This is a genomic window from Sulfuricaulis sp., from assembly GCF_024653915.1.
Taxonomy (GTDB): Bacteria; Pseudomonadota; Gammaproteobacteria; order Acidiferrobacterales; family Sulfurifustaceae; genus Sulfuricaulis.
This window is the reverse complement of sequence record NZ_JANLGY010000013.1, coordinates 39,863-64,325: the sequence shown is the minus strand read 5'-3', so window position 1 is coordinate 64,325 and position 24,463 is coordinate 39,863. Positions and strand designations below refer to the sequence as shown.

Annotated in this window: 21 protein-coding genes, 1 pseudogene and 1 riboswitch; of the genes and pseudogenes, 8 read left to right on the top strand and 14 right to left on the bottom strand. The window is 58.6% G+C overall.

Features of this window, described 5'->3' with window-relative positions:
* Positions 1-119 precede the first annotated feature (119 nt).
* The 3 genes from glcE to NUV55_RS06770 all read left to right on the top strand — a co-directional run bounded on the left by glcE (position 120) and on the right by NUV55_RS06770 (position 3,412).
* On the top strand, positions 120-1,196 hold the full coding sequence (gene glcE, locus NUV55_RS06780; protein WP_296671489.1) for a glycolate oxidase subunit GlcE: 1,077 nt from the start codon (positions 120-122) through the stop codon (positions 1,194-1,196).
* Positions 1,197-1,238: 42 nt separating this feature from the next.
* Entirely contained in the window at positions 1,239-1,649 is a 411-nt protein-coding gene (locus NUV55_RS06775) for a hypothetical protein (protein ID WP_296671486.1), read from the top strand.
* A gap of 233 nt (positions 1,650-1,882) precedes the next feature.
* On the top strand, positions 1,883-3,412 hold the full coding sequence (locus NUV55_RS06770; protein WP_296671484.1) for an acyl--CoA ligase: 1,530 nt from the start codon (positions 1,883-1,885) through the stop codon (positions 3,410-3,412).
* A 118-nt stretch (positions 3,413-3,530) separates the two neighbouring features.
* On the opposite strand, the gene ggt is transcribed toward NUV55_RS06770, so the two are convergent.
* Entirely contained in the window at positions 3,531-5,117 is a 1,587-nt protein-coding gene (ggt, locus tag NUV55_RS06765) for a gamma-glutamyltransferase (RefSeq protein WP_296671483.1), read from the bottom strand.
* 165 nt (positions 5,118-5,282) lie between these two features.
* Here ggt and NUV55_RS06760 point away from each other — a divergent pair, with 165 nt between their 5' ends.
* Entirely contained in the window at positions 5,283-6,047 is a 765-nt protein-coding gene (locus tag NUV55_RS06760) for a fumarylacetoacetate hydrolase family protein (RefSeq protein WP_296671481.1), read from the top strand.
* Between the two features lie 133 nt (positions 6,048-6,180).
* Positions 6,181-7,191, top strand: coding sequence for a 2-dehydropantoate 2-reductase (locus tag NUV55_RS06755; RefSeq protein ID WP_296671480.1), 1,011 nt, complete (start codon positions 6,181-6,183; stop codon positions 7,189-7,191).
* 488 nt (positions 7,192-7,679) lie between these two features.
* On the opposite strand, the gene NUV55_RS06750 is transcribed toward NUV55_RS06755, so the two are convergent.
* The 13 genes from NUV55_RS06750 to gcl form a co-directional block, all read right to left on the bottom strand.
* Complete coding sequence (locus NUV55_RS06750) at positions 7,680-8,117, bottom strand: hypothetical protein (RefSeq protein ID WP_296671479.1); 438 nt, start codon at positions 8,115-8,117, stop codon at positions 7,680-7,682.
* An 8-nt stretch (positions 8,118-8,125) separates the two neighbouring features.
* Complete coding sequence (locus tag NUV55_RS06745) at positions 8,126-8,506, bottom strand: PilZ domain-containing protein (RefSeq protein WP_296671477.1); 381 nt, start codon at positions 8,504-8,506, stop codon at positions 8,126-8,128.
* A gap of 179 nt (positions 8,507-8,685) precedes the next feature.
* The gene (locus NUV55_RS06740) at positions 8,686-9,102 is read right to left on the bottom strand and encodes a hypothetical protein (RefSeq protein WP_296671476.1); all 417 of its coding nucleotides are present in this window, start codon (positions 9,100-9,102) and stop codon (positions 8,686-8,688) included.
* A 241-nt stretch (positions 9,103-9,343) separates the two neighbouring features.
* Positions 9,344-9,428: riboswitch (cyclic di-GMP riboswitch) on the bottom strand.
* A 249-nt stretch (positions 9,429-9,677) separates the two neighbouring features.
* Complete coding sequence (locus tag NUV55_RS06735) at positions 9,678-10,379, bottom strand: YebC/PmpR family DNA-binding transcriptional regulator (protein ID WP_296671474.1); 702 nt, start codon at positions 10,377-10,379, stop codon at positions 9,678-9,680.
* 13 nt (positions 10,380-10,392) lie between these two features.
* Positions 10,393-10,758, bottom strand: coding sequence for a hypothetical protein (locus NUV55_RS06730; RefSeq protein ID WP_296671473.1), 366 nt, complete (start codon positions 10,756-10,758; stop codon positions 10,393-10,395).
* 89 nt (positions 10,759-10,847) lie between these two features.
* Complete coding sequence (locus NUV55_RS06725; protein ID WP_296671471.1) at positions 10,848-11,681, bottom strand: cytidylate kinase family protein; 834 nt, start codon at positions 11,679-11,681, stop codon at positions 10,848-10,850.
* A 142-nt stretch (positions 11,682-11,823) separates the two neighbouring features.
* A complete protein-coding gene (locus tag NUV55_RS06720) occupies positions 11,824-13,350 on the bottom strand; it encodes a tripartite tricarboxylate transporter permease (RefSeq protein WP_296671470.1) in 1,527 nt (508 codons plus the stop codon).
* 98 nt (positions 13,351-13,448) lie between these two features.
* Positions 13,449-13,967, bottom strand: coding sequence for a tripartite tricarboxylate transporter TctB family protein (locus NUV55_RS06715; protein WP_296671468.1), 519 nt, complete (start codon positions 13,965-13,967; stop codon positions 13,449-13,451).
* Between the two features lie 133 nt (positions 13,968-14,100).
* Positions 14,101-15,078, bottom strand: a complete 978-nt coding sequence (locus NUV55_RS06710; RefSeq protein WP_367280378.1) for a Bug family tripartite tricarboxylate transporter substrate binding protein — start codon at positions 15,076-15,078, stop codon at positions 14,101-14,103.
* A gap of 328 nt (positions 15,079-15,406) precedes the next feature.
* Complete coding sequence (gene glcF / locus NUV55_RS06705; RefSeq protein ID WP_296671465.1) at positions 15,407-16,633, bottom strand: glycolate oxidase subunit GlcF; 1,227 nt, start codon at positions 16,631-16,633, stop codon at positions 15,407-15,409.
* A 187-nt stretch (positions 16,634-16,820) separates the two neighbouring features.
* Positions 16,821-17,699: a 2-hydroxy-3-oxopropionate reductase gene (glxR, locus tag NUV55_RS06700; RefSeq protein ID WP_296671463.1), complete on the bottom strand. Its 879-nt coding sequence runs from the start codon at positions 17,697-17,699 to the stop codon at positions 16,821-16,823.
* A gap of 20 nt (positions 17,700-17,719) precedes the next feature.
* Positions 17,720-18,502 (bottom strand): hydroxypyruvate isomerase, encoded by a 783-nt coding sequence (gene hyi, locus NUV55_RS06695; protein ID WP_296671462.1) that lies wholly within the window; start codon positions 18,500-18,502, stop codon positions 17,720-17,722.
* Between the two features lie 151 nt (positions 18,503-18,653).
* Positions 18,654-20,417: a glyoxylate carboligase gene (gene gcl / locus NUV55_RS06690; RefSeq protein WP_296671460.1), complete on the bottom strand. Its 1,764-nt coding sequence runs from the start codon at positions 20,415-20,417 to the stop codon at positions 18,654-18,656.
* 208 nt (positions 20,418-20,625) lie between these two features.
* Here gcl and NUV55_RS06685 point away from each other — a divergent pair, with 208 nt between their 5' ends.
* The 3 genes and pseudogenes from NUV55_RS06685 to NUV55_RS06675 all read left to right on the top strand — a co-directional run bounded on the left by NUV55_RS06685 (position 20,626) and on the right by NUV55_RS06675 (position 24,369).
* Positions 20,626-21,390 (top strand): IclR family transcriptional regulator, encoded by a 765-nt coding sequence (locus NUV55_RS06685; protein ID WP_296671459.1) that lies wholly within the window; start codon positions 20,626-20,628, stop codon positions 21,388-21,390.
* A gap of 139 nt (positions 21,391-21,529) precedes the next feature.
* Positions 21,530-22,711 (top strand): alanine--glyoxylate aminotransferase family protein, encoded by a 1,182-nt coding sequence (locus NUV55_RS06680; RefSeq protein ID WP_296671458.1) that lies wholly within the window; start codon positions 21,530-21,532, stop codon positions 22,709-22,711.
* Between the two features lie 110 nt (positions 22,712-22,821).
* A pseudogene (locus tag NUV55_RS06675) lies at positions 22,822-24,369 on the top strand (helicase HerA-like C-terminal domain-containing protein).
* Positions 24,370-24,463: the final 94 nt, after the last annotated feature.

The following is a 24,463-nucleotide window of genomic DNA, read 5'->3' as shown; positions in this document are numbered from 1 at the left end:
CTTCAGTGCGCCCCACAGGGGAACGCGCCAGGGATGGCGCGTATCAAAAGCGCCAAGAACGCAAAGATAAATAAAAGTTCCTCTCTCCCCTTGCGGGAGAGGGATAGGGTGAGGGGTGAGTGAACCAAACTAACGACATCTCGAAACAACTCGCTGATGCGGTAAAAGGGGCAGCCGGGAAACATGCGCGGCTCACGATTACCGGCAGCGGCAGCAAGCGCTTTTACGCCGGCGACATCGCGGGCGAAGCACTGGATGTCACCGGGCATCACGGCATCGTGACTTACGAGCCGACCGAGCTGATCGTCACCGCCCGCGCCGGGACGCCGCTGGCGGAACTGGAAGCGGCGCTGGCCGACAAGGGCCAGATGCTGGCCTTCGAGCCGCCGTGGTTCGGTGAGGGCGCGACACTCGGCGGCACTATCGCCTGTGGTTTTTCCGGCCCGCGCCGTCCCTATGCCGGGGCCGCACGCGATTTCGTGCTGGGCACACGCATCATCAACGGCAAGGGCGAGGTGCTGCATTTTGGCGGCGAAGTCATGAAGAACGTGGCCGGTTACGACGTCTCGCGCCTGATGGTGGGCGCGCTCGGCAGCCTCGGCGTGCTGCTGGAAGTCTCGCTCAAGGTGCTGCCGAAACCGGCACGCGAGGTCACGCTGTGTTTCGAGATGCCGGCCGAAAAGGGGATTTCCATCATGAACGGCTTGGGCGCGCAGCCGCTGCCGCTGTCCGCCGCCTGCCACGCGAGCGAGACTCTATATATACGTCTCTCCGGGACCGAACTGGGAATACAGGCCGCGCGCGCCAAGCTGGGCGGCAAACCGATGGACAAGAGCGATGACTTCTGGCGCGACATCCGCGAGCAGCGGCATGAATTTTTTCAGGATGACGCGCCGCTGTGGCGCCTGTCCATCCCGCCGGCCACGCCGCCCATGAACTTGCCGGGCCAGTGGCTGCTCGACTGGGGCGGCGCACAGCGCTGGCTCAAGAGCGTGGCGCCGGCCGGAGAGATCCGGCAGAAAACAGAAAGTGTCGGCGGCCACGCCACGCTGTTCCGCCACGCCAACCACAACGGCGCGCGGTTCCACCCGTTGCCCCCGAAACTCGTCGAGCTGCACCAAAATCTGAAACGGGCATTCGACCCCGCCGGCATCCTCAATCCCGGACTCCCCTACCCCGCCCAGAGCGCCGCCTGAATGGATCCCGCCCCGGACTTAAGCGTCCACCTCGGGTGGCTGATGCTGCTGATCATCGTCGCCTGGCTGTTCGCCTGCGCCATGATTTCGCTCATGGGCGGGTGGCACCGACTGGCAGCGAAGTTCCGATCGGACTCCGCTATCAACGGCGAAGAAATCCGGTTTGCTTCGATGACGATTGGAACTGGCCTTTTCCCGGCACGCTACCGCCGCGTGCTGTTTGTCACGGTGGAGCCTACCGGCGTGGGCTTGTCAGTGATTTTTCCGTATCGCTTATTGCATCCGCCCCTTTTCATCCCCTGGTCAGCGGTGGAATCCGCGCAACGCGAGCGGTCGTGGCTGGTGAACCATGTCGCGGTGAATATCCGTGGCTTCGAAAAGCGTCTGTTTTTCCGGGGGGCCGCAGGCAAAAAGATTCTTGAAGCGTTTAATGCCAATGCGGGCGTAACTTGAGGTACCCATTTGGAACCTCAAATTTGAGGTCACAAATTGTGACCTAAAATTCGTGACATACGATCAAGGTCATCTTTTGTGACCTTGAAATCACAATAGGTGATTTCAAGACATCAATTCGTTGTTCCGCATCATGAAAACCGGATTTACAGCGTGAACCATGCTGTTAACATGAAGCCGCATCCGTAGCGTGAGACCCACCCTGTTCCGAGCCATAAACACAGGAATTACCCATGACTGTTTTCTCCGCGATCCACGAACTGCTGGCGAAAAAGCCGGCCGGCGCCGTTGCCTTCGTCGGCAGCGGCTGTCCGTCGCTCACGTACGGTGGTCTACGCGAACATGTGCAACGTACCGTGGCGAGTCTCAACCGGCTTGGGATCGGACGCAATGACCGCGTTGCCATCGTGCTGCCAAACGGTACCGAGATGGCCAGCGCCTTCGTCGCCATCGCCGCGGGCACAACCTCAGCGCCGCTGAACCCGGGCTACCGCGCCGACGAATTCGAATTCTATCTCTCTGATCTCAAAGCCAAGGCATTGGTGGTCGAGCGCGGCAGCACCTCGCCCGCGCTCAGCGTCACGGCGAAACTGAATATTCCCGTCATTGAACTCGTGCGCAACAATACCGACCCTGCGGGCGTGTTTGAACTGGTGCCGGTCGCAAGCACCAAGACCGCGGCTGCGAAATCAGGCGGCTACGCCGGGGCCGACGATGTGGCGCTGGTGCTGCACACCTCCGGCACTACCTCGCGCCCCAAGATCGTGCCGTTGTCACAGAAAAACGTGTGCGCCTCGGCCGGGCATATCCGCGACATTTTGAGCCTGGTGCCCGCCGACCGCGGGCTCAGCATCATGCCGCTGTTTCACATCCACGGCCTCATCGGCTCGGTGCTGTCCACGCTCTGCGCCGGCGGTAGCGTAATGTGCACGCCCGGCTTCAACGCGCTCAAATTCTTTGCCTGGATGGATGAGTGCAAGCCGACCTGGTACACGGCGGTACCGACCATGCACCAGGCGATCCTGTCACGCGCTGCCAACAATCGCGAGGTCATAAAGCGCCACCCGTTGCGCTTCATCCGCTCGTCCTCGTCCTCGCTGCCACCGCAGGTGATGACCGAGCTCGAACAGGTATTCAACGCGCCGGTGCTCGAGTCCTACGGCATGACCGAGGCCTCGCACCAGATGACCAGCAACCCGCTGCCACCGCGCCCGCACAAACCCGGAACCGTGGGCATCGCCGCGGGGCCGGAAGTGGCGATTATGGGCGAAGACGGCAAGGTGCTCGGCCCGAACGCGACCGGGGAAATCGTCATTCGCGGGCCGAACGTGACCAAGGGCTACGAGAACAATCCCAAGGCCAACGCCGAAAATTTCACCCATGGCTGGTTCCGCACCGGCGATCAGGGCGTGATCGACGCCGAGGGTTATCTCAGCATCACTGGCCGGCTGAAGGAGATCATCAATCGCGGCGGCGAAAAAATCTCGCCGCGTGAGGTGGACGAGGTGCTGATGGATCATCCGGCGATACAACAGGTCGTGACCTTCGCCATGCCGCACGCCAAGCTCGGTGAGGACGTGGCGGCGGCCGTGGTGTTGCGCGAGGGCAAGAAAGCCGATGAAAAGGAGATTCGCGAGTTCGCCGCCAAGCGGCTGGCGGACTTCAAGGTACCGCGCAAGATATTAATTCTGGAAGAAATCCCCAAGGGCGCGACCGGCAAGTTGCAGCGCATCGGGTTGGCGCAGAAGCTCGGGTTAGCTTAAAAAAAGAAAACGAAATAGACAGGATTTACAGGATTAACAAGATTAAAGCGGTTTCCGAGATCGTTTTTGTTGTTGTTCAGAATATATATCCTGTAAATCCTGTTAATCCTGTCCATTCTCAGTAACCCAGCGCGCAGCCGTCCTTGCGCGGGTCGGAACCAGCCGACAGCACGCCATTTTTCATGTCGACGTAAATCGCCTGTGCGCCGCCGAGTGACAACTCGGTGCGCCCCACCACGTGACCGCGCTGCTGCAGCATCTTGAGCACTTCCTGTGGAACCGGCCGCTCCAGCGCTACCACGCCGCCGCCGGGCTGGAAACGCGGCGCGTCAATCGCCTCTTGCAAATCCATACCGAAATCGAGCCAGTTGGTCAGCACGGTCACATGTCCCATGGGCTGATACTCCCCGCCCATCACACCAAAGCTCAAAATGTCGTCGCCGCGGTAGGCCATGGCCGGGATGATGGTATGCATTGGGCGCTTGCGCGGCGCGATGCAGTTGAAATGCCCGGGCTCCAGCACAAAACCGGCGCCGCGGTTTTGCAACATGATGCCGGTATCACCCGCGACAACGCCGCTGCCGTAGGGATAATACAGACTGTTAATAAAGGACACGGCGTTGCGGTCGCGGTCCACCACGCTGAGATAGACTGTGTCGCGGTGCGCACGTGCCGCCGGGGCGATGGGGTAGCGCGCAGCGCGTTGTGGATCGATGCGCGCAAATTGCTTCGCGGCGAATTCCTTCGACAACATTTCTTCTACGGGTAATTTGTTAAATGCCGGGTCGGCGACGAATTCATCGCGCTCGGCCACGGCCAGCTTGAAGGCCTCGATCACCATGTGCAGGTGATCGACGCTGAGATGCTTCATCCCGCTCAATTTCACTTTTTCCAGGATATTGAGCGTCATCAGGGCCGTGATGCCCTGCCCGTTCGGCGGAATCTCGTACACCCTGACGCCGCGGTAATCCGTGGAAATCGGCTCGACCCACTCCGAGTGGTATTCGTAAAAATCTTCCATCTCGAATAAACCATCGTGCTTCAGGCTGAAGTGCACGATTTCCTCGGCGATGGGGCCGCGATAAAAAGCATCGCGTCCGCCCTGCGCGATCCGGCGCAGCGACTTGGCGAGCCGGGGCTGACGATGCACGGTCCCGGCCGCGGGCGTATGGCCGTCCACCATGAAATCGCGCCGGCTCTCGGCATGTGGCGCGAGCACCGCGGTATTGTTCTGACACGCCTTGGCCACCACCGGCGTGACCGCATAGCCGTCCTCGGCGAACACGATGGCCGGTTGCAGCAGTTCTTCCAGACTGCGCGTGCCGAAACGTTCCAGCGCCGTGTACCACGCGTCCACGGCACCGGGCACGATCACCGACAATATGCCGAATTCAGGCACCTGCATGAGCCCGCGTCGCTCGAATTCCTCCGGTGTGGCGCGTGCCGGCGCGCGGCCGCTACCGTTGAGCCCGTGGAGCTTCCCGGTTTTGGCCTCGTGATACAGCAGGAAGCAATCGCCGCCGATGCCGGTGGCCTGCGGCTCGGTGACACTCAGCACCGCGCTCGCCGCGATCGCAGCATCCATGGCGTTGCCACCGGCTTGCAGCACCGCGAGCCCCGCCTGCGTCGCCATCGGCTGGCTGGTGGCGATCATGCCGCGCGTGCTCATGACAACGGAACGTCCGGGGTATTGGTTATCGCGCATGGTTTTCGTCTAATGAAATACCGTTTTACATTGGTGTGTTCGCGTTGCCAGTTTCATCATGTGCAATCACGATGCGGCTGGCGACACGCAGCGCCAAAAGGTAGCATACGTCTCAAGATCCACAGCAGTAACGGATCGCCACGATAACACGGCGGAGGGAATTTTATGCACTGGATACGTTTCGAACACGCCGGGAAAATTGGATTCGGGACACTGCATGACGGCGTCATCCGGATCAACGAAGGCAACATGTTCGAGGACAGCCGCGCGACGGACACGACTGTGCCGCTCGCCGAGGTGACGCTGCTCACACCCTGCGTGCCCGGAAAAATGTTCGCGCTGTGGAATAATTTCCATGCGCTCGCGGCCAAGCTGAACCTGACGCCACCACCCGAACCCCTGTATCTGTTGAAGGCGCCGAACTCCTTCCTCGCCGGAGGCCAGACCATCCGCGTGCCGGCGTCCTATACCGGCAAGGTCGTGTACGAAGGCGAACTCGGGATCGTGATCGGCAAGCGTGCCTCGAATGTTTCCGAGGACGATGCCGCCAAATATATTTTCGGCTATACCTGCACCAACGACGTCACCGCCGCCGAGATTATCCAGAAGGACCCGACCTTCGCCCAGTGGACGCGAGCCAAGGGTTTTGACACCTTCGGCGTGTTCGGGCCGGTAATCGCCACCGAGGTGAATCCACTCGATCTCAGCGTGAAAACCCTGCTGGACGGGAAGGAGCGCCAGAATTACCCGGTGAGCGACATGATCTTCAAACCGGCGCAGATCGTGAGCCTGATCTCGCGCGACATGACGCTGAATCCCGGCGATGTCATCTCCTGCGGCACGTCCGTGGGCGTCGGCTCCATGAAACCGGGCAGCAAGGTCGAGGTCATTATTGACGGCATCGGCACGCTGTCCAACGAATATAAATGAAGGACTACGTCTTAAACCACGGGGAACACGGGGAAGAATAAATGCCAGGAAAACAGAGATGTCCATTTTTACCCCTTAAAGTTTTTCCCCGTGCCCCCCGTGGTTCGAATACATTCATTTGGAGGTTTGACTCATGAAGATCTGCATCGTCGGCGCCGGCGCTATCGGCGGTTTGATGGGCGCCAAACTCGCGCTCGCGGGCGAAGAAGTCACGCTGATCGCGCGCGGTGCGCATCTCGAGGCCATGAAAAAGAACGGCCTGAAGCTGATCGAGGAAGACGGCAGCGAACACGTGGCGAAGAACGTCAAAGCGACGAACAAGCTGAGCGAGGCCGGCAAACAGGACGTCGTGATCCTGGCGCTCAAGGCGCATCAGGTCGAGCCCATGGCAAAGGAAATTCCCAGCCTGTTCCACGATACGACCATCGTGGTCACGACCCAGAACGGCATTCCCTGGTGGTATTTTCAGAAGCACGGCGGTGAATTCGAAGGCCGGCGCGTCGAGACCGTAGATCCCAACGGCAACCTCATGGCCAGCATCGAGGTCGATCGCATCCTCGGCTGCGTGGTCTTTCCCGCGGCCGAGATCGAATCCCCGGGAGTGATCAAACTGATCGAAGGCAACCGCTTCCCGGTGGGCGAGCTGGACGGCTCCGAGAGCGAGCGCGTCAAAAACATCACGGCGACGTTCACCAAAGCGGGATTTAAATCACCGATTTTGAAAGATATCCGCGCGGAAATCTGGCTCAAGCTCTGGGGCAATCTCAGCTTCAACCCCATCAGCGCCCTGACCCATTCCACGCTGGTGGACATCTGCCAATTCCCGCTGACGCGCCAGCTCGCCGCCAACATGATGACCGAAGCGCAAACCATCGCGAACAAGCTTGGCGTCGAGTTCCGCGTGTCCCTGGAAAAGCGCATCGCCGGCGCGGAAAAAGTCGGCAAGCACAAGACTTCCATGTTGCAGGACATCGAGATCGGCCGCGCCATCGAGATCGACGCCCTGGTCGGCGCCGTGATCGAACTGGGCAGGCTCACCAAGACCCCAACGCCGCATATCGATTCGGTTTATGCCTGCGTCAAGCTGCTCGCGAAAACTTTAGGTGAGGAGAAAGGGAAACTGAGAGTGGAGAAAATCGGCTGAATCAAACACGGCAGCAATACATCGCTAGGCAACCTCTTCTGTATTGGGCAGTGTCCGCTTTCGGCCTATTCTGTTGAAAAACTCCATTGTTGATCGAGGCCCGAAAATATTAGCCCCGTCAGCGAATTATCTTCTCGGACGAATGGGGGGATAGTAGTGTCGCTGCGATTTCGCCGCGAGAAGCCTCCCGTGAGCTTAGGTATTGTAATAACTTCAAACATCCGACAGAAATCAATGATGACGAAAAAACGGCTCTGAAGATTTTCGAGTTTTTCAACACAATAGGCCAATAGCAGCCGTTCTTGGTAAACCGTTTAAGCTGAGGGGCGCAGTACACCTCACTCCGTCCCTTTTTACTTTACGATGAGTCATTGGCAAGATGGTTCTCCTGAATCACGTGGACTAGCTTGTCCGGATTAACGTTTTGACACGGGTTGACGTTAGCCGATCATGCCGCGCCATCAGGCTGTGCGGCTGTGCTTCATTCGTTACCAATAGAAGGCGTTACCCGACTCGTCGAGCAGCCCGTCATTCCGACCTTCCACGATCGTCCGGTAAAGCGCGAAGTTCGCATCCATGCTGCTAGGGTGCAGAAAAATGCCGACCCACCAACCAAGCGTATCGAGTGAATTCGGGTACGGCGATTTTGCGGCTTTTCCCCATACGGCCGTCCCCAAAACCTCGATCTGGGTACCGTGATAGCTGTACTTCAGCCGGACTTGCGCACCCTTATCGACGACGGCTTTCAGCTTAAGACAAACCCCAAATGGCGAGATGTCACGTATCCGATCGATATCGAGGCATCGATTTTCGATGTGGAGTTGCAGTGTGCCCTTTGGCTGCTGCACCAACACTTCGCGCTTGGCAATACGACGTTCCGCGGGATTCGGCTTCGGCTGTTTGGCTGGCATGCTGATAATCCTCATGATGGTCCTCATGCCCCGCCCATGATCGCCTGGTAAAGCGCGAAGTTCGCATCGATGTCGCTGGGGTGCAAAAAAATACCCACCCAGCAACCGTATGCCGCAAATGGATTGGGCTCGGGCAATCTTACGACCTTTCTCCAGATAACCGTTCCCGAGACCTCGATCTGCATACCATCGCAGGTGTACCTCAACCGGACCGGTGCATCATCATCGATGGTGTCCTTCAACTGAAGGGCGATGCCAAACGGTGAAATGTCGCGTATCTGGGTCACATCGAGGCATCGATACGACGTGTAGAGCTGCAACTTTTCTTTCGGATTCGGCGTCACCACCTCGCGCGGGGCGCGACGACGTTCCGCGGGATTCAACTTCGACTGTTTGGCTGGCATGCTGATAATCCTCATGGTTGTGGGCGACCCTGCCCGTATACGTATATATCCCCTTCAATCTTGCTTTTGGCGGCTATAGCAATGGGTTGACACGCGTGATTCTCGCCAGTAAGGGCAACTTTTTTCATGACGAACTCCCAACATATTGAGCGGGGTAATGAACATGCGCCGTGGCGGTTTCACCATCCGAGCGCCACGCGCACCGGTATCACGAGGTAAACGCTCAAGATGCCGGCGAGCCAGAGCCCGGTCGAGATTCTCAGCATCCACCGGTACAAGTGCCGTACCCTCCGGCACTGTCGCGTAATATCCGGATCGAGCGTGCGCGGGTAGCGGGCGTTCCACACAGCCAGGGCCGCCAGCAGGAGCAGCAACCCCGAGATCCAGAATATCCAATTCTTGTATTCAACGATCGTGAGAAACAGCGCTGTCTTCGTCAATGCCGCCACTGCGGCTTCGGGCCCGAGCATTCCGATCAAGACCGGCAACGCACAGGCGATAAATACCGCCACGGAGGTGAAGAGACTGAACCCGGTCATGCCGGCAGCGAGTCGCTGCCAACGCGTGACGGCACGGGTATAAGGATCTGCGTACATCCGTCTTACCTCTGCGATCGCTTGCAGCCTGCGCATGGAAATCACCCCCGATTGAACGTCTGTTTGACAGCGGCTTCGTGTAGCGTCAGTCAGGGCGCACCGAAGCGGCAGCCGGTAACGACCACTGGGCACACATGCAGGGGGTAACGAGGGACAGAGAAACAGGCCGGCAGAAGACTCGCCGGGATGACGCGGCACCGTTGTGCGTACGCCACCGGTCCTTGCAGAAACCGAGTGCCCCTTCTGCGGCCCCTCTACCGTCGTCTTGCGACCCCAGGCAGGTGGCTTTGCGTCCCATCCTTTCGGATGGTTTGCCCTTGTAACGAAACACGAATACCTCATGCAAAACGTGCATAATTCGGGCCAGTGCATCTCGGCATTGAAAACACTTACTAATTTGCCAGATTACGACATGGCCGCGCCGGTGAATTCGACGAAATAGCGTGAGTTATCTGACGAAAAACGGCATGGCCATAAGACCCTCCGACGGGGTCTGGTCGCTTAGATGTCTGCTTTGGGTCAGAAGCGGACCAAGAAAGGAACGAGAAAAAAGGCAAGCTGAAATAAATCTGATTCTAACCGGCCAGCCCCGGAAATACTTTTTGCACATCATCATCGGCATCGACCGCTTCCAGAAACGCCTCGACTTCGGCACGCTCCGCGTCCCCTAGTGTCACGGGATTCTTGGGTCGGTAACCCAATTGGGCCGACTGCACGACAAATCCATGCTTCGGCAAGGCACGCGACACCGCATCCAGATCTGTTGGTTCGGTCAGAAACAGCGTGGCGCCATTTTCGCCGGGCTCCAGATCACGGGCGCCGGCTTCAATGGCGGCGGACTCCGCGTCCGCTCCGGCGGATGCTGGGCTGGCTTCAATCATCCCGAGATAGTCAAAATCCCAGGCAACCGATCCCGAGTTGCCGAGCTGCCCTTTGCGAAACAGGATGCGAATATTGGTGACCGTGCGGTTCACGTTGTCCGTCAGGCACTCAACAATCACGGGAACCTTGTGCGGCGCAAAACCTTCGTAAGTGAGCTTCTCGAAGCTCACCCCGGCGTCAAGCAAACCGGCGCCCTTTTTGATGGCGCGCTCGACGGTGTCTTTGGGCATGGAGGCCTTTTTCGCCTGCTCCACCGCCAGACGCAATCGCGGATTCATGTCTGGGTCGGCGCCCGCGCGTGCGGCCACCATGATTTCCCGGGATAACTTGGTGAAGATGCGGCCCTTGGCGTTGGCCGCCACTTCTTTGTTTTTTGTTTTCCACTGCGCGCCCATGTTTACATCCCCGCTATTCTGCCAGAAGCGCGACGGTCGTCTCGGCCGTTTGCTTGTTGATGTCAAATTGTACTACGCAGTACTCGTTTTCTTCATTGACGGGCGTGGGGTCATCGGCACAACTGCAACCCCCGATTATTCCTGAATAAAAAATACCGGCCTTCACGCGGATAAAACCGGCGGCCTCGGAAACACCGATAATCATCGTCTGGCGCTGACCGTCAACAACAGAGCTGCCCGCAGACAATCCCTGTTGCAAGGGAAGTTGCTCTGCATCCATTTGCGCAATTTCTTCCTTGAGGACGCCTTCAAAATCAGAAGTCCCCCAGGCGTTTAATGCTCTCGTCAGTCGAATCATTTCGCTATCTTGAACTGCCATGCCGCCGATCTTCAAGTGGCAGAAAGTGGAGCCCAATACTGGGGGCAGAGCTCCCGCTACAATGGGAGGAGCACTGCCTCAGCGCACACCTAGGTTTTGGACGAGGGAAACATCTTGGTGTACTTCATGGTTTTGAGCTTGTTATCCACGCTCTTCACCCCGGAAACATGCTTCACGACTTCGGCAATGGCGTGACGCTCCTCGGTGCTGGCGGCAATACCCTCCATCGTCACCTTGCCGCTGTCGGCGCTAATCGAGATCTTGACGTCAGGGGTCTTGGGGCTGGCACGCACGGCCGCGCGCACGCGGTATTCGAGCGTCAGGTTGGAGAGCACGGCGCGTGACTTCGGCGTTTCCTTGAACTCGGGTCGCTTCAACAGTTCCTTGATCATCTCGACGCAGGTTGCCACTGACAGGCGCTCGGTGTTGAGCGTGATGTCGTACTGCATGGGTTCGCCCCAGCCCACGCCGAACTGGTGCTGCATGTTGGCGCGGTGCGCCGCGTCGCTGTGACGAATCTCCTCGGCCACCATATCCTCGTCAAACGTTCCGAGCGAATTCATGACCCACTTGAGGCGCGTGGCGAACGGCGCGCCCACACGCACGCACGGGATATGCGGGATGGGGCGCAGGACGTGGGTGGCGCCCCAGCCGCGAATGATGACGTTGCCCTTGGCCGCCAGCTCGAGAATTTCCTCGACCTTGAACAGTGCCAGGCTGGCCTCATCCGTGCCCCAGCGTTCCAGCAAACCGGCTTTGCCCTGGAGGAAGCGTTGCAACATGCTCTTGCGCACGTGCATCTTCTCGGCCACGTGATCAATGATCTCGTGGCGCACGATATCCAGGCCCAGCTCTTCGGCGAGCTTCTCGGCGACGAACTTTCCCTGCGAGCCCATTTCCTGATTCATGGCGATTACCGGCATGGCATTTCTCCTCAGAACCGCTTAAGAATTGGAACCCCTAAAAGAAATTTAACCGCCAAGACGCCAAGAACGCCAAGTTTTTACTGTTGAAAAAAACCGCCTTTCTTGGCGCCTTGGCGACTTGGCGGTTTAAAATCATATTTCATTCCACCGGACGCGCTTCGTCCAGATCGTTATTGCCGCGGCGCAGGCGCGCGAGAAGCTTCGTGATTACCGGCCAGAACAGCATCAGCATGGCCAGACCACAAATGCTGCCCACCAGGCCGTTGGACCAGAAAATCGACACTTCGCCGCGCGACAGCAGCATGGATTGGCGGAACGAGCTTTCCGCCATGTCGCCCAGCACCAGCGCCAGCACCAATGGCGCCAGCGGATAATCCAGCTTCTTGAACAGGTAGCCGACGACGCCGAACACCAGCATCAGCACCACATCCAGCATGGCGTTGTTGACCGTGTAGGCGCCGATGGCGCAGATCACGATGATGATCGGCGCGATGATGGAGAAGGGCACGCGCAGGATCGCCGCCCACCACGGCACCGTGGTCAGCACGATGATCAGGCCGACAACATTTCCGATATACATGCTCGCGATCAGGCCCCACACGAATTCCTTCTGTTCCACGAACAGCAACGGCCCGGGTTGCAGGCCCCAGATCAGCAGGCCACCCAGCAGCACCGCCGCGGTCGGGGAACCCGGAATGCCGAGCGTCAGCATGGGCAACAGCGCGCTGGTGCCGGCAGCGTGCGCGGCGGTTTCCGGCGCGATCACTCCTTCGATTTCACCGGTACCGAATTTTTCACCGGTTTTGGAGAAACGCTTGGCAATGCCATAGCTCATGAACGAGGCTGGCGTGGCGCCTCCCGGCGTGATTCCCATCCAGCAGCCAATCAACGTGCCGCGCAGCGCCGTCAGCCAGTATTTTGGCAGCAGCTTCCAGGTCTGCCAGACCACGCGTGGATTGATGCGCGCGTGCACACCCTTGAATGCCAGCCCCTCCTCCATGGTGAGCAGGATCTCGCCGATGCCGAACAGGCCGATGACCGCGATCAGGAAGTTGAAACCACGCAGGAGTTCGCCGGTGCCGAAGGTCATGCGCAGCGTGCCGGTGACGGTGTCGAGCCCCACGGAAGCAAGCGCGAAACCGAGCATCATGGCGGCAATGGTCTTGGCCGGGTGGCCCTTGCCAAGACCGACGAAGCTGCAGAAGGTGAGCAATTGCACCGCGAAGAATTCAGGCGGCCCGAATTTCAGGGAGAATTTCGCCACCAGCGGCGCCAGAAACGTGATCACCATGACCGCAAACAGGGCTCCGACGAATGAGGATGTAAACGCGGCGGTCAACGCCTCACCGGCGCGGCCATCCTTGGCCATCGGGTGGCCGTCGAAGGTGGTCGCCACCGACCACGGCTCGCCTGGGATATTGAACAAGATGGAGGTGATCGCGCCACCGAACAGCGCGCCCCAGTAGATGCAGGAAAGCATGATGATGGCGCTCGTGGGCGACATCGTGAACGTGAGCGGCAGCAGGATCGCCACGCCGTTGGCGCCACCGAGCCCGGGAAGCACCCCGATCAGCACCCCCAGCAGGATGCCGACGAACATGAACAACAGATTCTGATACGTAAAGGCGATACTGAAGCCCTGCATCAGGTTACTGAATTCTTCCACGTCTCAGCTCCCCTCCCCTTGCGGTTTCGGGCGACGGACAGTTATCTCCGTCATCCTGAAAAATCAAAAAATCTGCGCCAGCGACAATCGCCCCGACGTCAATAACCGATCAATGTCTCCAGCGGGCCCTTGGGCAAGGGCACCAGAAACCACACCTCGAACAGCAGGAACACGGCCACGGGCACGGACAGGCTGACCGGAATGATTTTCGTCCAGGCGAAGCGCCCGTGCCAGTACATGAACGCACCGATAAAAAGGGCGGAGGCGACATAAATGCCGATGAAATACGTCGCGGCGACATAGATCATGGCGGGAATGAATACCGACAGGACCAGCCGGAATTTCTTGTGACTCACGAAAACGCCGGCGACGTCCTTGGCGGAAAACAAGGCACGCCATATTGTCCAGACGCTTGCCAGGCACAGGAAAATACCGATGTAATACGGGAAATAGCCGGCCTGCGGCCCATCCTCGGCCCAACTGGCTCCGACACGCCGGCTGTCTATGATTACCACTATGCCAAGAATCAGCGTGAACACTGCCACGCCAATTTCCACCGTCCGGGTGAAAACACCGTGGTGATGCTTGTCGTGTTCAGTGTTGTTGTCTTCGCTCATGGCTGACTACACTCTGCTCGCTATTTCACTGCTCCGGCACCTGAAGCAAAAAACGGGGTGAAGATCGGACGACGATCTCCACCCCGCTCCCTGTATTACCCTAAACCGCTACCGAAACCATCCGCCTGACCTGCTACGGGGCGAGAAACCCGGCATCCTTCATCAGGCCCTTATGCGTGTCCTCGGCCTTCTTCACCCAGTCGGCGTATTCCTTGCCAGCCATGAAGCTCTGGTTGAACGCGCCCTTCTCCATGAATTCCTTCCACTCGGTCGTTTCGCGCACCTTCTTGAACAGGTCTACATAGAATTTCACCTGGTCCTGGCTGACACCGCCGGGCATGAAAATACCACGTAACATCAGATAGTCCACTTTCACGCCGGCTTCCATGCAGGTGTGGATGTCATTCCACGACATGGTGTCGGTGACCTTTCCCTTGTACGGCATGCGTTGATCGTCAAACACGCACAGCGGACGCAGTTTGCCGGCGCGCCAGTGGGCGACGGCTTCGATCGGATTGTTCACCGTGGAATCCACGTGCCCACCGACCAGTTGCACGGCAACGTCACCGCCGCCCTTGAAGGGGACATAGATGAATTTCTTGCCGGTGAACTTGTCGAGAGCGACCGTAATGATCTGGTCTTCCTGTTTCGAGCCGGTTCCCGCCATCTTGAACTGGTTGTCGGTGCCGGCCTTCACTGCTGCCAGATAATCCTTGGCGGTCTTGTGCGGCGAATCGGCGTTGACCCACAGCACGAACTCGTCGAGTGCCAGCATCGCCACCGGCGTTATCTCTTTCCAGTTGAACGGGATTCCGGTCGCCAACGGCGTCGTAAAAAGATTGCTCAAGGTGATGATGATCTTGTGCGGGTCGCCCTTGCTGTCTTTGACGTAAAGGAAGCCCTCACCGCCAGCACCGCCCGATTTGTTTACCACCACCATTGGCTGCTTCATCAGTTCGTGCTTGGTGACCACGCCCTGAATCAGGCGCGCCATCTGGTCGGCGCCACCGCCGGTACCGGCCGGAACGACGAATTCGACTGGCTTGGTCGGCTCCCACGCCAGCACGGATACCGGGGCCAGCATGCCCAATGTCGCCGTGGCAGCAACCATCGATCTGAACAAGGTATTTACACGATTCGTTTTCATTACGCCTCCTGATCCTTATGGGTAAATGTTCTCTGTCTTTTCTGCCGTCGGCACCGCGGCGGATTTCCCGCGGAAGTTCAAACATCCGATGATGATTGCCAAGCGGCAGGATCCCGGTTTGACTGCACATCTCTGAACAACTGACGGGATGTATTGTTTGAATGGTCCAGAATCCCGTTACTCAATGTAACGGGAGAACCCGGGCAACTCAAGAAGATTGAGCGCCGAATGAAACGCTTTTTTGCCTGATGAAAACGAAGGCCACTGGCCGAGGAACCAGATGAGCGGTTTTTCAGCGCGGAACAGCGAGCTTATCCAAGATTTCAATCCAATGCCGGACCGGAAGCGTCGTCCCGCTTTGTATATGCGCCAGGCAACCGATGTTGGCCGTGGCAATGACATCGGGTCCGCCGGATTCCAGTGAGGTTACTTTGTTGGTGAGCAACGACTGCGAGAGGCGCTTCTGCAAAATGGAATACGTGCCTGCTGACCCGCAGCAGAGATGGGCATCCGGCACTGCCACCAGAATCAAACCGGCTCCACGCAATATCTTTTCCACGACGCCGTTCAATTTCTGTCCGTGTTGCAGCGAACATGGAGAATGAAAAGCGACTTTCATTTGAGGCTTCGCATCTGAAGATAATTTCGATAAATCCTCTTGCGACAAAATTTCACTGATATCTTTGGTCAATTCCGAAACCTTCCGCGCCTTAGCGGAGTAGACGCGATCGTCTTTCAGAAGATGGCCATATTCCTTGACGTGCACACCGCAACCGCTCGCGGTCATGACAATGGCCTCGGCGCCGGATTTGATAAGCGGCCACCAGGCGTCGATGTTGCGGCGGGCAAAATCGAGCCCGTCTTCCATTCCGGAGGTGTGATGGCTGGCCGCGCCACAACAGCCGGCACCCGCAGCGGCCATCAGGGAAATACCCAGGCGGTCCAGTACGCGTGCCGTGACGGCGTTGATGTTCGGTGCGATGGCGGGCTGAACGCAACCCTGGAGGACCAGCATTTTGCGACTATGCGCCGTGGTGGGCCACGGATCCGCCACCCGGCGTGGGGGCACGGAACGCTTCAGCCAAAGCGGCATCAGGGGGTGAAATAATTGCCCTAACCGCAGCAAAAGCATGAAGCGCGCAGGATAAGGGATGATGTTCCGTAACACCCAACGGGCCAGCCGGTCCGGCGCAGGCCGGCTGATCTTCTGTTCAGCCAGTTCACGGCCGATTTCGAGCAATTGTCCATAACGCACACCCGAGGGGCAGGTGGTTTCGCAATTGCGGCAGGTGAGACAGCGATCCAGATGCGTCAAAGTACTGCGCGTGACATCCGCGCCTTCGAGCATCTGTTTGATCAGGTAAATGCGGCCGCGCGGACCATCGAGCTCGTCGCCCAGCAGCTGATAGGTCGGACAGGTGGCGTTGCACATGCCGCAGTGCACGCAAGTGCGCAGGATGGCATTGGCCTCTTGGCCGGATTCGGTATCCCGGATGAAATCGGCTAGGGCTGTCTGCATGATTCGCGCCTATTGCGATGATAGGCAACGATACCCTAATTCACGGCGCAAGTTCTAAGAAAGTCCGATTTATTAATTCTCAACCGCGGAGAGCGCAGAAGACGCAGAGAAAAATAATGAAAATTAACCGGAAAATCTCTGCGACCTCTGCGTGCTCTGCGGTGAAAACTCATACTTCAGAGATTTCTTAATGGATCTCGTGCTTGGCCAACATTTCCAGCGCGCGCACCATGGCCGAGTGATCCCAAGCGCTGCCACCGTTCGCGGCACAGGCGTTGAACAGCTCCTGGCAGGTGGCGGTGTTCGGCAGGCTGATCTGGAGAGCGCGCGCGCCGGACAAGGCCAGATTCAAATCCTTTTGATGCAATTCGATGCGGAAACCGGGATCGAAGGTGCGCTTGATCATGCGCTCGCCGTGCACTTCCAGGATTTTCGATGAGGCGAATCCACCCATGAGCGCCTGGCGCACCTTGGCCGGATCGGCTCCGGCCTTGGAGGCAAACAGCAACGCCTCGCCGACAGCCTCGATGGTCAGTGCCACGATGATCTGGTTGGCGACCTTGCAGGTCTGGCCGTCGCCGTTGCCACCCACCAGCGTGATGTTCTTGCCCATCAGCTCGAACAGCGGCTTGACCTTGTCGAAGGCCGGCTGATTGCCGCCGCACATGATGGTCAATGCGGCGTTCTTGGCACCGACTTCGCCACCGGATACCGGTGCGTCGATGTACTCGCAGCCGAGCTTGTTAATCTTCTCGGCGAATTTCTTGGTCTCAAGCGGCGCGATGGAGCTCATGTCCACCACGATCTTGCCCTTCGACAGACCTTCAGCCACGCCGTCCTTGCCGAACAGGGCAGCTTCAACATGGGGGGTGTCCGGCACCATGGTGATGATGATTTCGGCGTTGGTGGCAACCTCTTTGGAACTCTTGCAGGCAATGCCCTTGTCACCGATCAGGTCCGGGGGAACGCTGGGGAGGCTGTAGAGATAGACGGTGTGACCGCCCTTCATCAGGTTATGGGCCATTGGGCGACCCATGATACCGAGACCGACAAATCCGATTTTCATGATTGTTCTCCTAAGATTATTTAGTGCGACAGATAAGCCGCAGCCCAGCCGAGACCCGCGACTGTCGTGGTGGCCGGTTTGTATTCACAACCGATCCAGCCGTCGTAGCCGATCTGGTCAATATGCTTGAACAGAAATGGATAATTGATTTCACCGGTACCGGGCTCGTTGCGCCCCGGGTTGTCCGCGAGCTGGATGTGGCGAATGCGGGCAAGATGTTTCTTCAGGTTGGCCGCGAGCTCACCTTCCATGCGCTGCATGTGGTAGATGTCGTATTGCAGGAACAGATTATCCGATCCCACCTCGTCCATGATTTCCAGTGCCTGCGCGCTGCGCGAGAGATAGAAACCCGGAATGTCGTAAGTATTGATCGGCTCGATCAAAAGCTTGATGCCGGCGGCCTTGAGCTTACCGGCGGCGAATTTCAGGTTTTCGACAAAGGTCTTGCGCAGCTGATCCGGCTTGGCATCCTTGGGCGCGATACCGGCCAGGCAGTTGACCTGCTGGCACCCGAGTGCGGTGGCGTAGTCGATGGCCTTGCCCACGCCATCCTGAAATTCGCCGACGCGGGCCGGCTGGCAGGCATTACCGCGGTCACCGGCGCCCCAGTCACCCGCGGGCAGGTTATGCAGTACCTGGGTGAGCTTGAGTGTCTTGAGTTTATCGGCCAGCTGATTTTTGTCGTTGGCGTAGGGAAACAGGTATTCGACCCCGCGGAAGCCGGCCTTGGCGGCGGCGTCGAAGCGGTCCATGAATTCGACCTCGTTGAACAGCATGGTCAGGTTGGCGGCAAACTTGGGCATCGTCGTTCCTCTAAGAATCCCAAAAAAAATCAGACAGGATTCACAGGATTAAAAGCCGGATTAACAGGATTAAAACTTTAGAAAATTTAGACTAATCCTGTAAATCCTGAAAAATCCTGTTAATCCTGTTCATTTTTTACAGGCGGCGCGATCAGGCCGCCTCGGTTTTCTTTTCCGGCTTGCGGTCGAGAATCTCCTCGAACTCGTTGATCTTGTCGATCTCCGGGCCCATGGAGATATTGGTCACGCGCTCGGTGATCACTTCTACCACGACCGGTACGCTCTTTTCCTTGCTCAGGCGCCGCGCTTCCCGGAAGGCGTCCGCCATGAGTTTCGGATCGAAAATGCGCACGGCAATACAGCCCATCGACTCCACGGCCTTGACGTGATCGACGCCATAGTCGCCGATCTCGGGGCAATTGATGTTGTTGAAGCTCAGCTGGACCTCATAATCCATTTTATAAGCGATTTCTCCTTGGCGAATCAACCCGAGATAAGCATTGTTGATCAGCACCATCACGAACGGCACCTTATGCTGGGCGGCGACCGCGAGTTCCTCGATAAGGAACTGGAATGAATAGTCGCCGACGACACCGACGACTTCCTTGCTCGGATCGGCCAGCTTGGCGCCGATGCACGCCGAGATTTCCCAGCCCAGCGGACCGGCCTGACCGCAAACAATGTAGTTTCGCGGCTTGTTGACCTTCTGGAACTGGCCCGAGGCAATCTGGTACAGGCCGATGGCGGTGACGAAACAGGTATCGTCATCGAACACGTTGTTGATTTCCTGGAACACACGCTGCGGCTTGATCGGCACGTTGTCGAAATCGGTGCGCCGCTGCATGGTGAATTTGCGCTCCTGAACCTCGTCGATCCATTGCTTGCGGCTGACAATCTTGCCGGCCTGCTTGCGCGCCCGGGCCGCGGCCACGAACTCCTCAAGTGCGTATTTGGCGTCCCCCACGATGCCGAGATCGGGACAGAAGATACGGCCTATCTGCATCGGATCGATGTCAACATGAACGAACTTGCGTCCCTTGGTGAAGACGTCGACGCTGCCGGTCTGGCGGTTGGCCCAGCGGTTGCCGATCCCGAGCACGAAATCGCTGCGCAGAAAAGTCGCATTGCCGTAACGATGCATGGTCTGCAGCCCCATCATGCCGGCATTCAGCGGGTGATCGTCGGGAATGCTGCCCCAGCCCATGAGCGTGGGGATGACGGGCGTCTGGGTCAGCTCGGCCAGCTCGACAAGCAGGCCGGAAGCATCGGCGTTGATCACGCCACCGCCGGAAAAAATCAGCGGCCGCTGCGCCGTCATCATCATGTCGAGCGCCTTCTCGATCTGTTTCCGGTGCGGACGCGGCTTGAATACCTCCAGCGGAAAATCGGAGTCGGGGTCGTATTCGATGATTTCCTTCTGGACATCAATCGGCAGATCGATCAGCACCGGACCGGGGCGGCCCGAACGCATCAAATGAAATGCATAGCGGAATGCGCGCGGCACCTGGGCGCCTTCCATGACGGTGATCGCCCATTTGGTCACGGGCTTGGCAATGGCGGCAATATCGACCGCCTGGAAATCCTCTTTATGCAATTTGGCGCGCGGCGCCTGACCGGTAATGCACAAAATCGGAATGCTGTCGGCCATGGCCGAATACAGTCCGGTGATCATGTTGGTGCCGGCCGGTCCGGAAGTACCGATGCAAACACCGATGCGCCCGCTCGCGGCGCGCGTGTAACCTTCTGCCGAATGGGTGCCGCCTTCTTCATGGCGCACCAGCACGTGCTTGATCTTGCTCCCGTTCATGGCCTGATACAGCGGCAGAATCGCTGCGCCCGGCACGCCGAACGTCAGCGAAACGCCTTCGCTTTCCATTACGCGGATCGCCGCTTCACTTGCGGTCATTTTTGCCATCGCCTGTTTCCTCGATTATTCACAACGCGGGACTGTGATTCGGAAAAGTAGCTCTGTTCGCTACTCGCTCGTCTTGCCATTCGACTTCACGATGTGAAATCAAACAGGAATCATTCTACCTGTGCCGGTAACAAAGGGCACGCTTGCCAGAAAGGCTAACGCAGGTTACCATATTTCACAATACATAATCGATTTCACTATATGAAATATGAATAAACCCGCCGCTTCTTCCATTCAAGTCATCGACCGGGTCACCGCCCTGCTCGAGGCCATCACCACGCATCCGGAACCGTCCAGCCTGAAATTCTTGTCGGCTGAAACCCGCCTGCATCCTTCCACCGCCTTCCGCATTCTCAACGCGCTGGCGTGTCATGGCCTCGTGGAGCGCACGCAGGCCGGCCGCTACGCGCTGGGGGTAAAGCTGCTGCATTTCGGCAGCCACGTGCATGGCAAGGTGGATCTGTTGCGCGAGGCCAAACCGATCATGCAATCGCTGTGCGCAGAGATTGGCGAGAGCGTAAATCTCACCGTGCGCGAAAGTGACGAAGTGGTGTACGTTGAACGCGTGATCCCCAACCGCATGATGCGCGTGGAACAGGTGATCGGCAGTCGCGCACCGTTGCACGTGACCGCGGTGGGCAAGCTGTTCCTGGCCGAGAGCGGCGAGAAGGCCTGCCGCGAGTATGCCCGCCGCACCGGTCTGCCACGCTACACTCCCAATACCCTCACCCAGGTCACCAAGCTCTGGGCCCAGATCGCCAACACGCACAAGCAGGGATTCGCACTCGACAACGAGGAAGCGGAAACGGGCGTGAGCTGCATCGGCGTGCCGGTACGTGACGCCCATGGCATCATGATGGCGGGTCTGTCCATCTCCGCGCCGCGGGAACGACGGCAGCAGTCCTGGGTGGCCCTGATCAAGAAGGCCGGCGCCGATTTGTCCGCCCGGCTCGGTTACAGCGCCAAGAACTGAATTTACCCCCCCCATCCCTGCTGTCGGCGCGTACACAACACGTTAGCGCCATGAATTTAAGTGAGGCCTGCTTCTCTCGTCTTGCCATCTGAATATCCTTATACTGCACGCTTTCCGCAGCCCAGGAACGAGATCAAGCATGAGTTACACCTCCTTCAACCCCCCGGTCCGCACTCTGATGGGGCCGGGACCCTCGGACGTGCATCCGCGCGTGCTCACGGCCATGGCGCGCCCGACCATCGGCCACCTCGACCCCGCTTTCATCGCGATGATGGAAGAAATCAAGGGACTGCTGCAATACGCCTTCCAGACCAGCAATGCCCTGACGATTCCCATCTCCGCACCCGGCTCGGCCGGCATGGAGGCCTGTTTCGTCAACCTGATGGAACCGGGCGAAAAAGTCGTCTTGTGCATCAACGGCGTCTTCGGCGCGCGCATGAAGGAAAACATTGAGCGTGCCGGCGGCGTGCCAATCGTGGTGGAGGACGCCGTGGGCACCGCCGTGAATCCGAACAAGCTCGAGGATGCGCTCAAGGCCCATCGCGACGCCAAAATCGTCGCCTTCGTGCACGCCGAGACTTCCACCGGCGTGCAATCGGATGCCAAAACCCTCGCCGAAATCGCACGCCGTCACAGCTGCCTGACCATCGTGGACACCGTGACTTCGCTCGGTGGCTCGCCTCTGAAGGTGGATGAATGGGGCCTCGATGCCGTCTTCTCCGGCTCACAGAAATGCCTGTCCTGTTCCCCGGGGTTGGCCCCCCTCACGCTGAACGACCGCGCGGTGGACAAGATCAAGAAACGCAAAACCAGAATCCAGAGCTGGTTCCTCGACCTCAACCTGTTGATGGGCTACTGGGGCTCGGGCAAGCGCGCCTACCACCACACGGCCCCGGTCAACACCTTATATGGTCTGCACGAGGCGCTGGCCATGCTGCAGGAAGAGGGGTTGGAGCATTCCTGGGCCCGCCATCAGCACCATCATCTGGCGCTGCGCTCGGGCATCGAGGCCATGGGGCTTTCCTTCCTCGTCAAGGAGCCCGTGCGCCTGCCGCAACTGAACGCGATCATGGTACCGGAAGGCGTGGACGATGCCGTGCTGCGCAGCCGTCTGCTCAACGATTACAATCTCGAAATCGGCGCTGGGCTCGGGACACTGGCCGGCAAGATTGTACGCATCGGCCTCATGGGTTACGGCGCCAACATGAAAAACGTCATGTACTGCCTGGAAGCGCTCGAAGCCGTGCTGGCCGATATGCGCGCCCCGATCCGCACTGGCGTGGCCATGAATGCCGCGCAGAGCGTGGCTATTTTGAATTAAAAAACCAATTTGAACCACGGGGACACGGGGAAAGGCAAGTCAAAAATGGTATCCCATTTCTCTGACAATTTTTATTCCCCGTGCTCCCCGTGGTTTAAGAATCTAACCTCATGACTGAACCGCTGCTTATCGCTAAAGCCAAGGAGCCGATTTACCTCCTGCCCAAAATGGCCAATCGCCACGGGCTGATCGCGGGCGCCACCGGCACCGGTAAAACCATCACGCTGCAAGTGATGGCCGAACGCTTCAGCGCCATCGGCGTGCCGGTATTCATGGCCGATGTAAAGGGCGACCTCGCCGGCATCAGCTAGAAAGGTGGCGGCAATGCCAAGGTGGAAGAACGCATTAAACAGATGAAGCCCGGGGGTTTCGACTACCAGGGTTTTCCCGTGACCTTCTGGGATGTATTCGGCGAACAAGGTCACCCGGTGCGCGCCACGGTTTCCGAAATGGGTCCGCTGCTGCTCGCGCGCCTGCTCAATCTCAACGATACGCAGGAAGGCGTGCTCAATCTGATATTCAAGATCGCCGATGACGGCGGCATGGTGCTGCTGGACCTGAAAGATCTGCGCGCCATGGCCCAGCATGTCGGCGACAACGCCAAGGATTTCACGACCGAATACGGCAATATCTCCGGTGCCTCCGTCGGTGCCATCCAGCGCGCCCTGCTTACTCTGGAGAATCAAGGCGCGGAAAAATTCTTCGGCGAACCGGCACTGAATCTCGACGACCTGATGCAAACGGACAACGGTCGCGGCATGATCAACATGCTCGCCGCTGACAAGCTCATGCAATCGCCCAAGGTCTACGCCACGTTTCTGCTGTGGCTGCTGGCCGAACTTTTCGAGCGTCTACCCGAGGTTGGCGACCGTGACAAGCCGAGACTGGTATTTTTCTTCGACGAGGCTCACCTGCTGTTCGACGACACACCCCGGGCGCTGATGGAAAAGATCGAGCAGGTCGTGCGCCTGATACGCTCCAAGGGCGTGGGCGTTTATTTCGTTTCTCAGAATCCACTCGACATTCCGGATGACGTGCTGGGACAGCTTGGTAACCGCGTGCAGCATGCGCTGCGCGCCTTCACCCCGCGCGACCAGAAAGCAGTGCGGGCCGCCGCGGAAACCTTTCGCGCCAACCCCAAATTGAAAATCGAGACGGTCATCACCGAGCTCGGCGTGGGCGAGGCGCTGGTTTCCATGCTGGACGAGAAAGGTAGCCCGACGGTGGTGGAGCGCGCCCTGATCTGCCCGCCGCAGAGCCGGATTGGCCCGATTGACGCGACCGAACGCAAATCCATCCTTTCCGTTTCGCCAGTCCGCGGGCAATACGAAAAAACCGTCGACCGCGAATCCGCCTATGAAATGCTCAAGGCCCGTGCCGATAAAACTGCCCCGCCTCCCGTCGCCAATCCCCAGGAACCCCAATCCGGCGGTGGTTTCCTGGGCGGGCTGCTTGGCGGCAGCTCCAGCGGCAAGGGCGGCCGACCACGCCAATCCATAAGCGAGGCCATGGCCAAAAGTGCGGCCCGCTCCATCGGCAGCCAGGTCGGCCGCAGTATCATCCGCGGCGTGCTCGGATCGTTATGGGGGGGGCAAGAAGTAACTATCCCGGCCGCACCCCTCCCCCCTTGCCAGTTACCCCCACTAAGTCCTTGGTAAACAGGCCGAATCCGGCCTGAAATCAGGCTAATTTCCTGCCGGAACGGTACGGTCAGACTGGCATGACCTATGCACTACACTCACTATAAATCAA

Excerpts from the sequence above, each read along its gene's own strand:
- NUV55_RS06775 (WP_296671486.1), top strand. The coding sequence starts at position 1,239 with ATGCTGCTGATCATCGTCGCCTGGCTGTTCGCCTGCGCCATGATTTCG.
- NUV55_RS06770 (WP_296671484.1), top strand. The coding sequence starts at position 1,883 with ATGACTGTTTTCTCCGCGATCCACGAACTGCTGGCGAAAAAGCCGGCC.
- ggt (WP_296671483.1), bottom strand. The coding sequence starts at position 5,117 with ATGCGCGATAACCAATACCCCGGACGTTCCGTTGTCATGAGCACGCGC.
- NUV55_RS06760 (WP_296671481.1), top strand. The coding sequence starts at position 5,283 with ATGCACTGGATACGTTTCGAACACGCCGGGAAAATTGGATTCGGGACA.
- NUV55_RS06755 (WP_296671480.1), top strand. The coding sequence starts at position 6,181 with ATGAAGATCTGCATCGTCGGCGCCGGCGCTATCGGCGGTTTGATGGGC.
- NUV55_RS06750 (WP_296671479.1), bottom strand. The coding sequence starts at position 8,117 with ATGAGGATTATCAGCATGCCAGCCAAACAGCCGAAGCCGAATCCCGCG.
- NUV55_RS06745 (WP_296671477.1), bottom strand. The coding sequence starts at position 8,506 with ATGCCAGCCAAACAGTCGAAGTTGAATCCCGCGGAACGTCGTCGCGCC.
- NUV55_RS06740 (WP_296671476.1), bottom strand. The coding sequence starts at position 9,102 with ATGTACGCAGATCCTTATACCCGTGCCGTCACGCGTTGGCAGCGACTC.
- NUV55_RS06735 (WP_296671474.1), bottom strand. The coding sequence starts at position 10,379 with ATGGGCGCGCAGTGGAAAACAAAAAACAAAGAAGTGGCGGCCAACGCC.
- NUV55_RS06730 (WP_296671473.1), bottom strand. The coding sequence starts at position 10,758 with ATGGCAGTTCAAGATAGCGAAATGATTCGACTGACGAGAGCATTAAAC.
- NUV55_RS06725 (WP_296671471.1), bottom strand. The coding sequence starts at position 11,681 with ATGCCGGTAATCGCCATGAATCAGGAAATGGGCTCGCAGGGAAAGTTC.
- NUV55_RS06715 (WP_296671468.1), bottom strand. The coding sequence starts at position 13,967 with ATGAGCGAAGACAACAACACTGAACACGACAAGCATCACCACGGTGTT.
- NUV55_RS06710 (WP_367280378.1), bottom strand. The coding sequence starts at position 15,078 with ATGGTTGCTGCCACGGCGACATTGGGCATGCTGGCCCCGGTATCCGTG.
- glcF (WP_296671465.1), bottom strand. The coding sequence starts at position 16,633 with ATGCAGACAGCCCTAGCCGATTTCATCCGGGATACCGAATCCGGCCAA.
- glxR (WP_296671463.1), bottom strand. The coding sequence starts at position 17,699 with ATGAAAATCGGATTTGTCGGTCTCGGTATCATGGGTCGCCCAATGGCC.
- hyi (WP_296671462.1), bottom strand. The coding sequence starts at position 18,502 with ATGCCCAAGTTTGCCGCCAACCTGACCATGCTGTTCAACGAGGTCGAA.
- gcl (WP_296671460.1), bottom strand. The coding sequence starts at position 20,417 with ATGGCAAAAATGACCGCAAGTGAAGCGGCGATCCGCGTAATGGAAAGC.
- NUV55_RS06685 (WP_296671459.1), top strand. The coding sequence starts at position 20,626 with ATGAATAAACCCGCCGCTTCTTCCATTCAAGTCATCGACCGGGTCACC.
- NUV55_RS06680 (WP_296671458.1), top strand. The coding sequence starts at position 21,530 with ATGAGTTACACCTCCTTCAACCCCCCGGTCCGCACTCTGATGGGGCCG.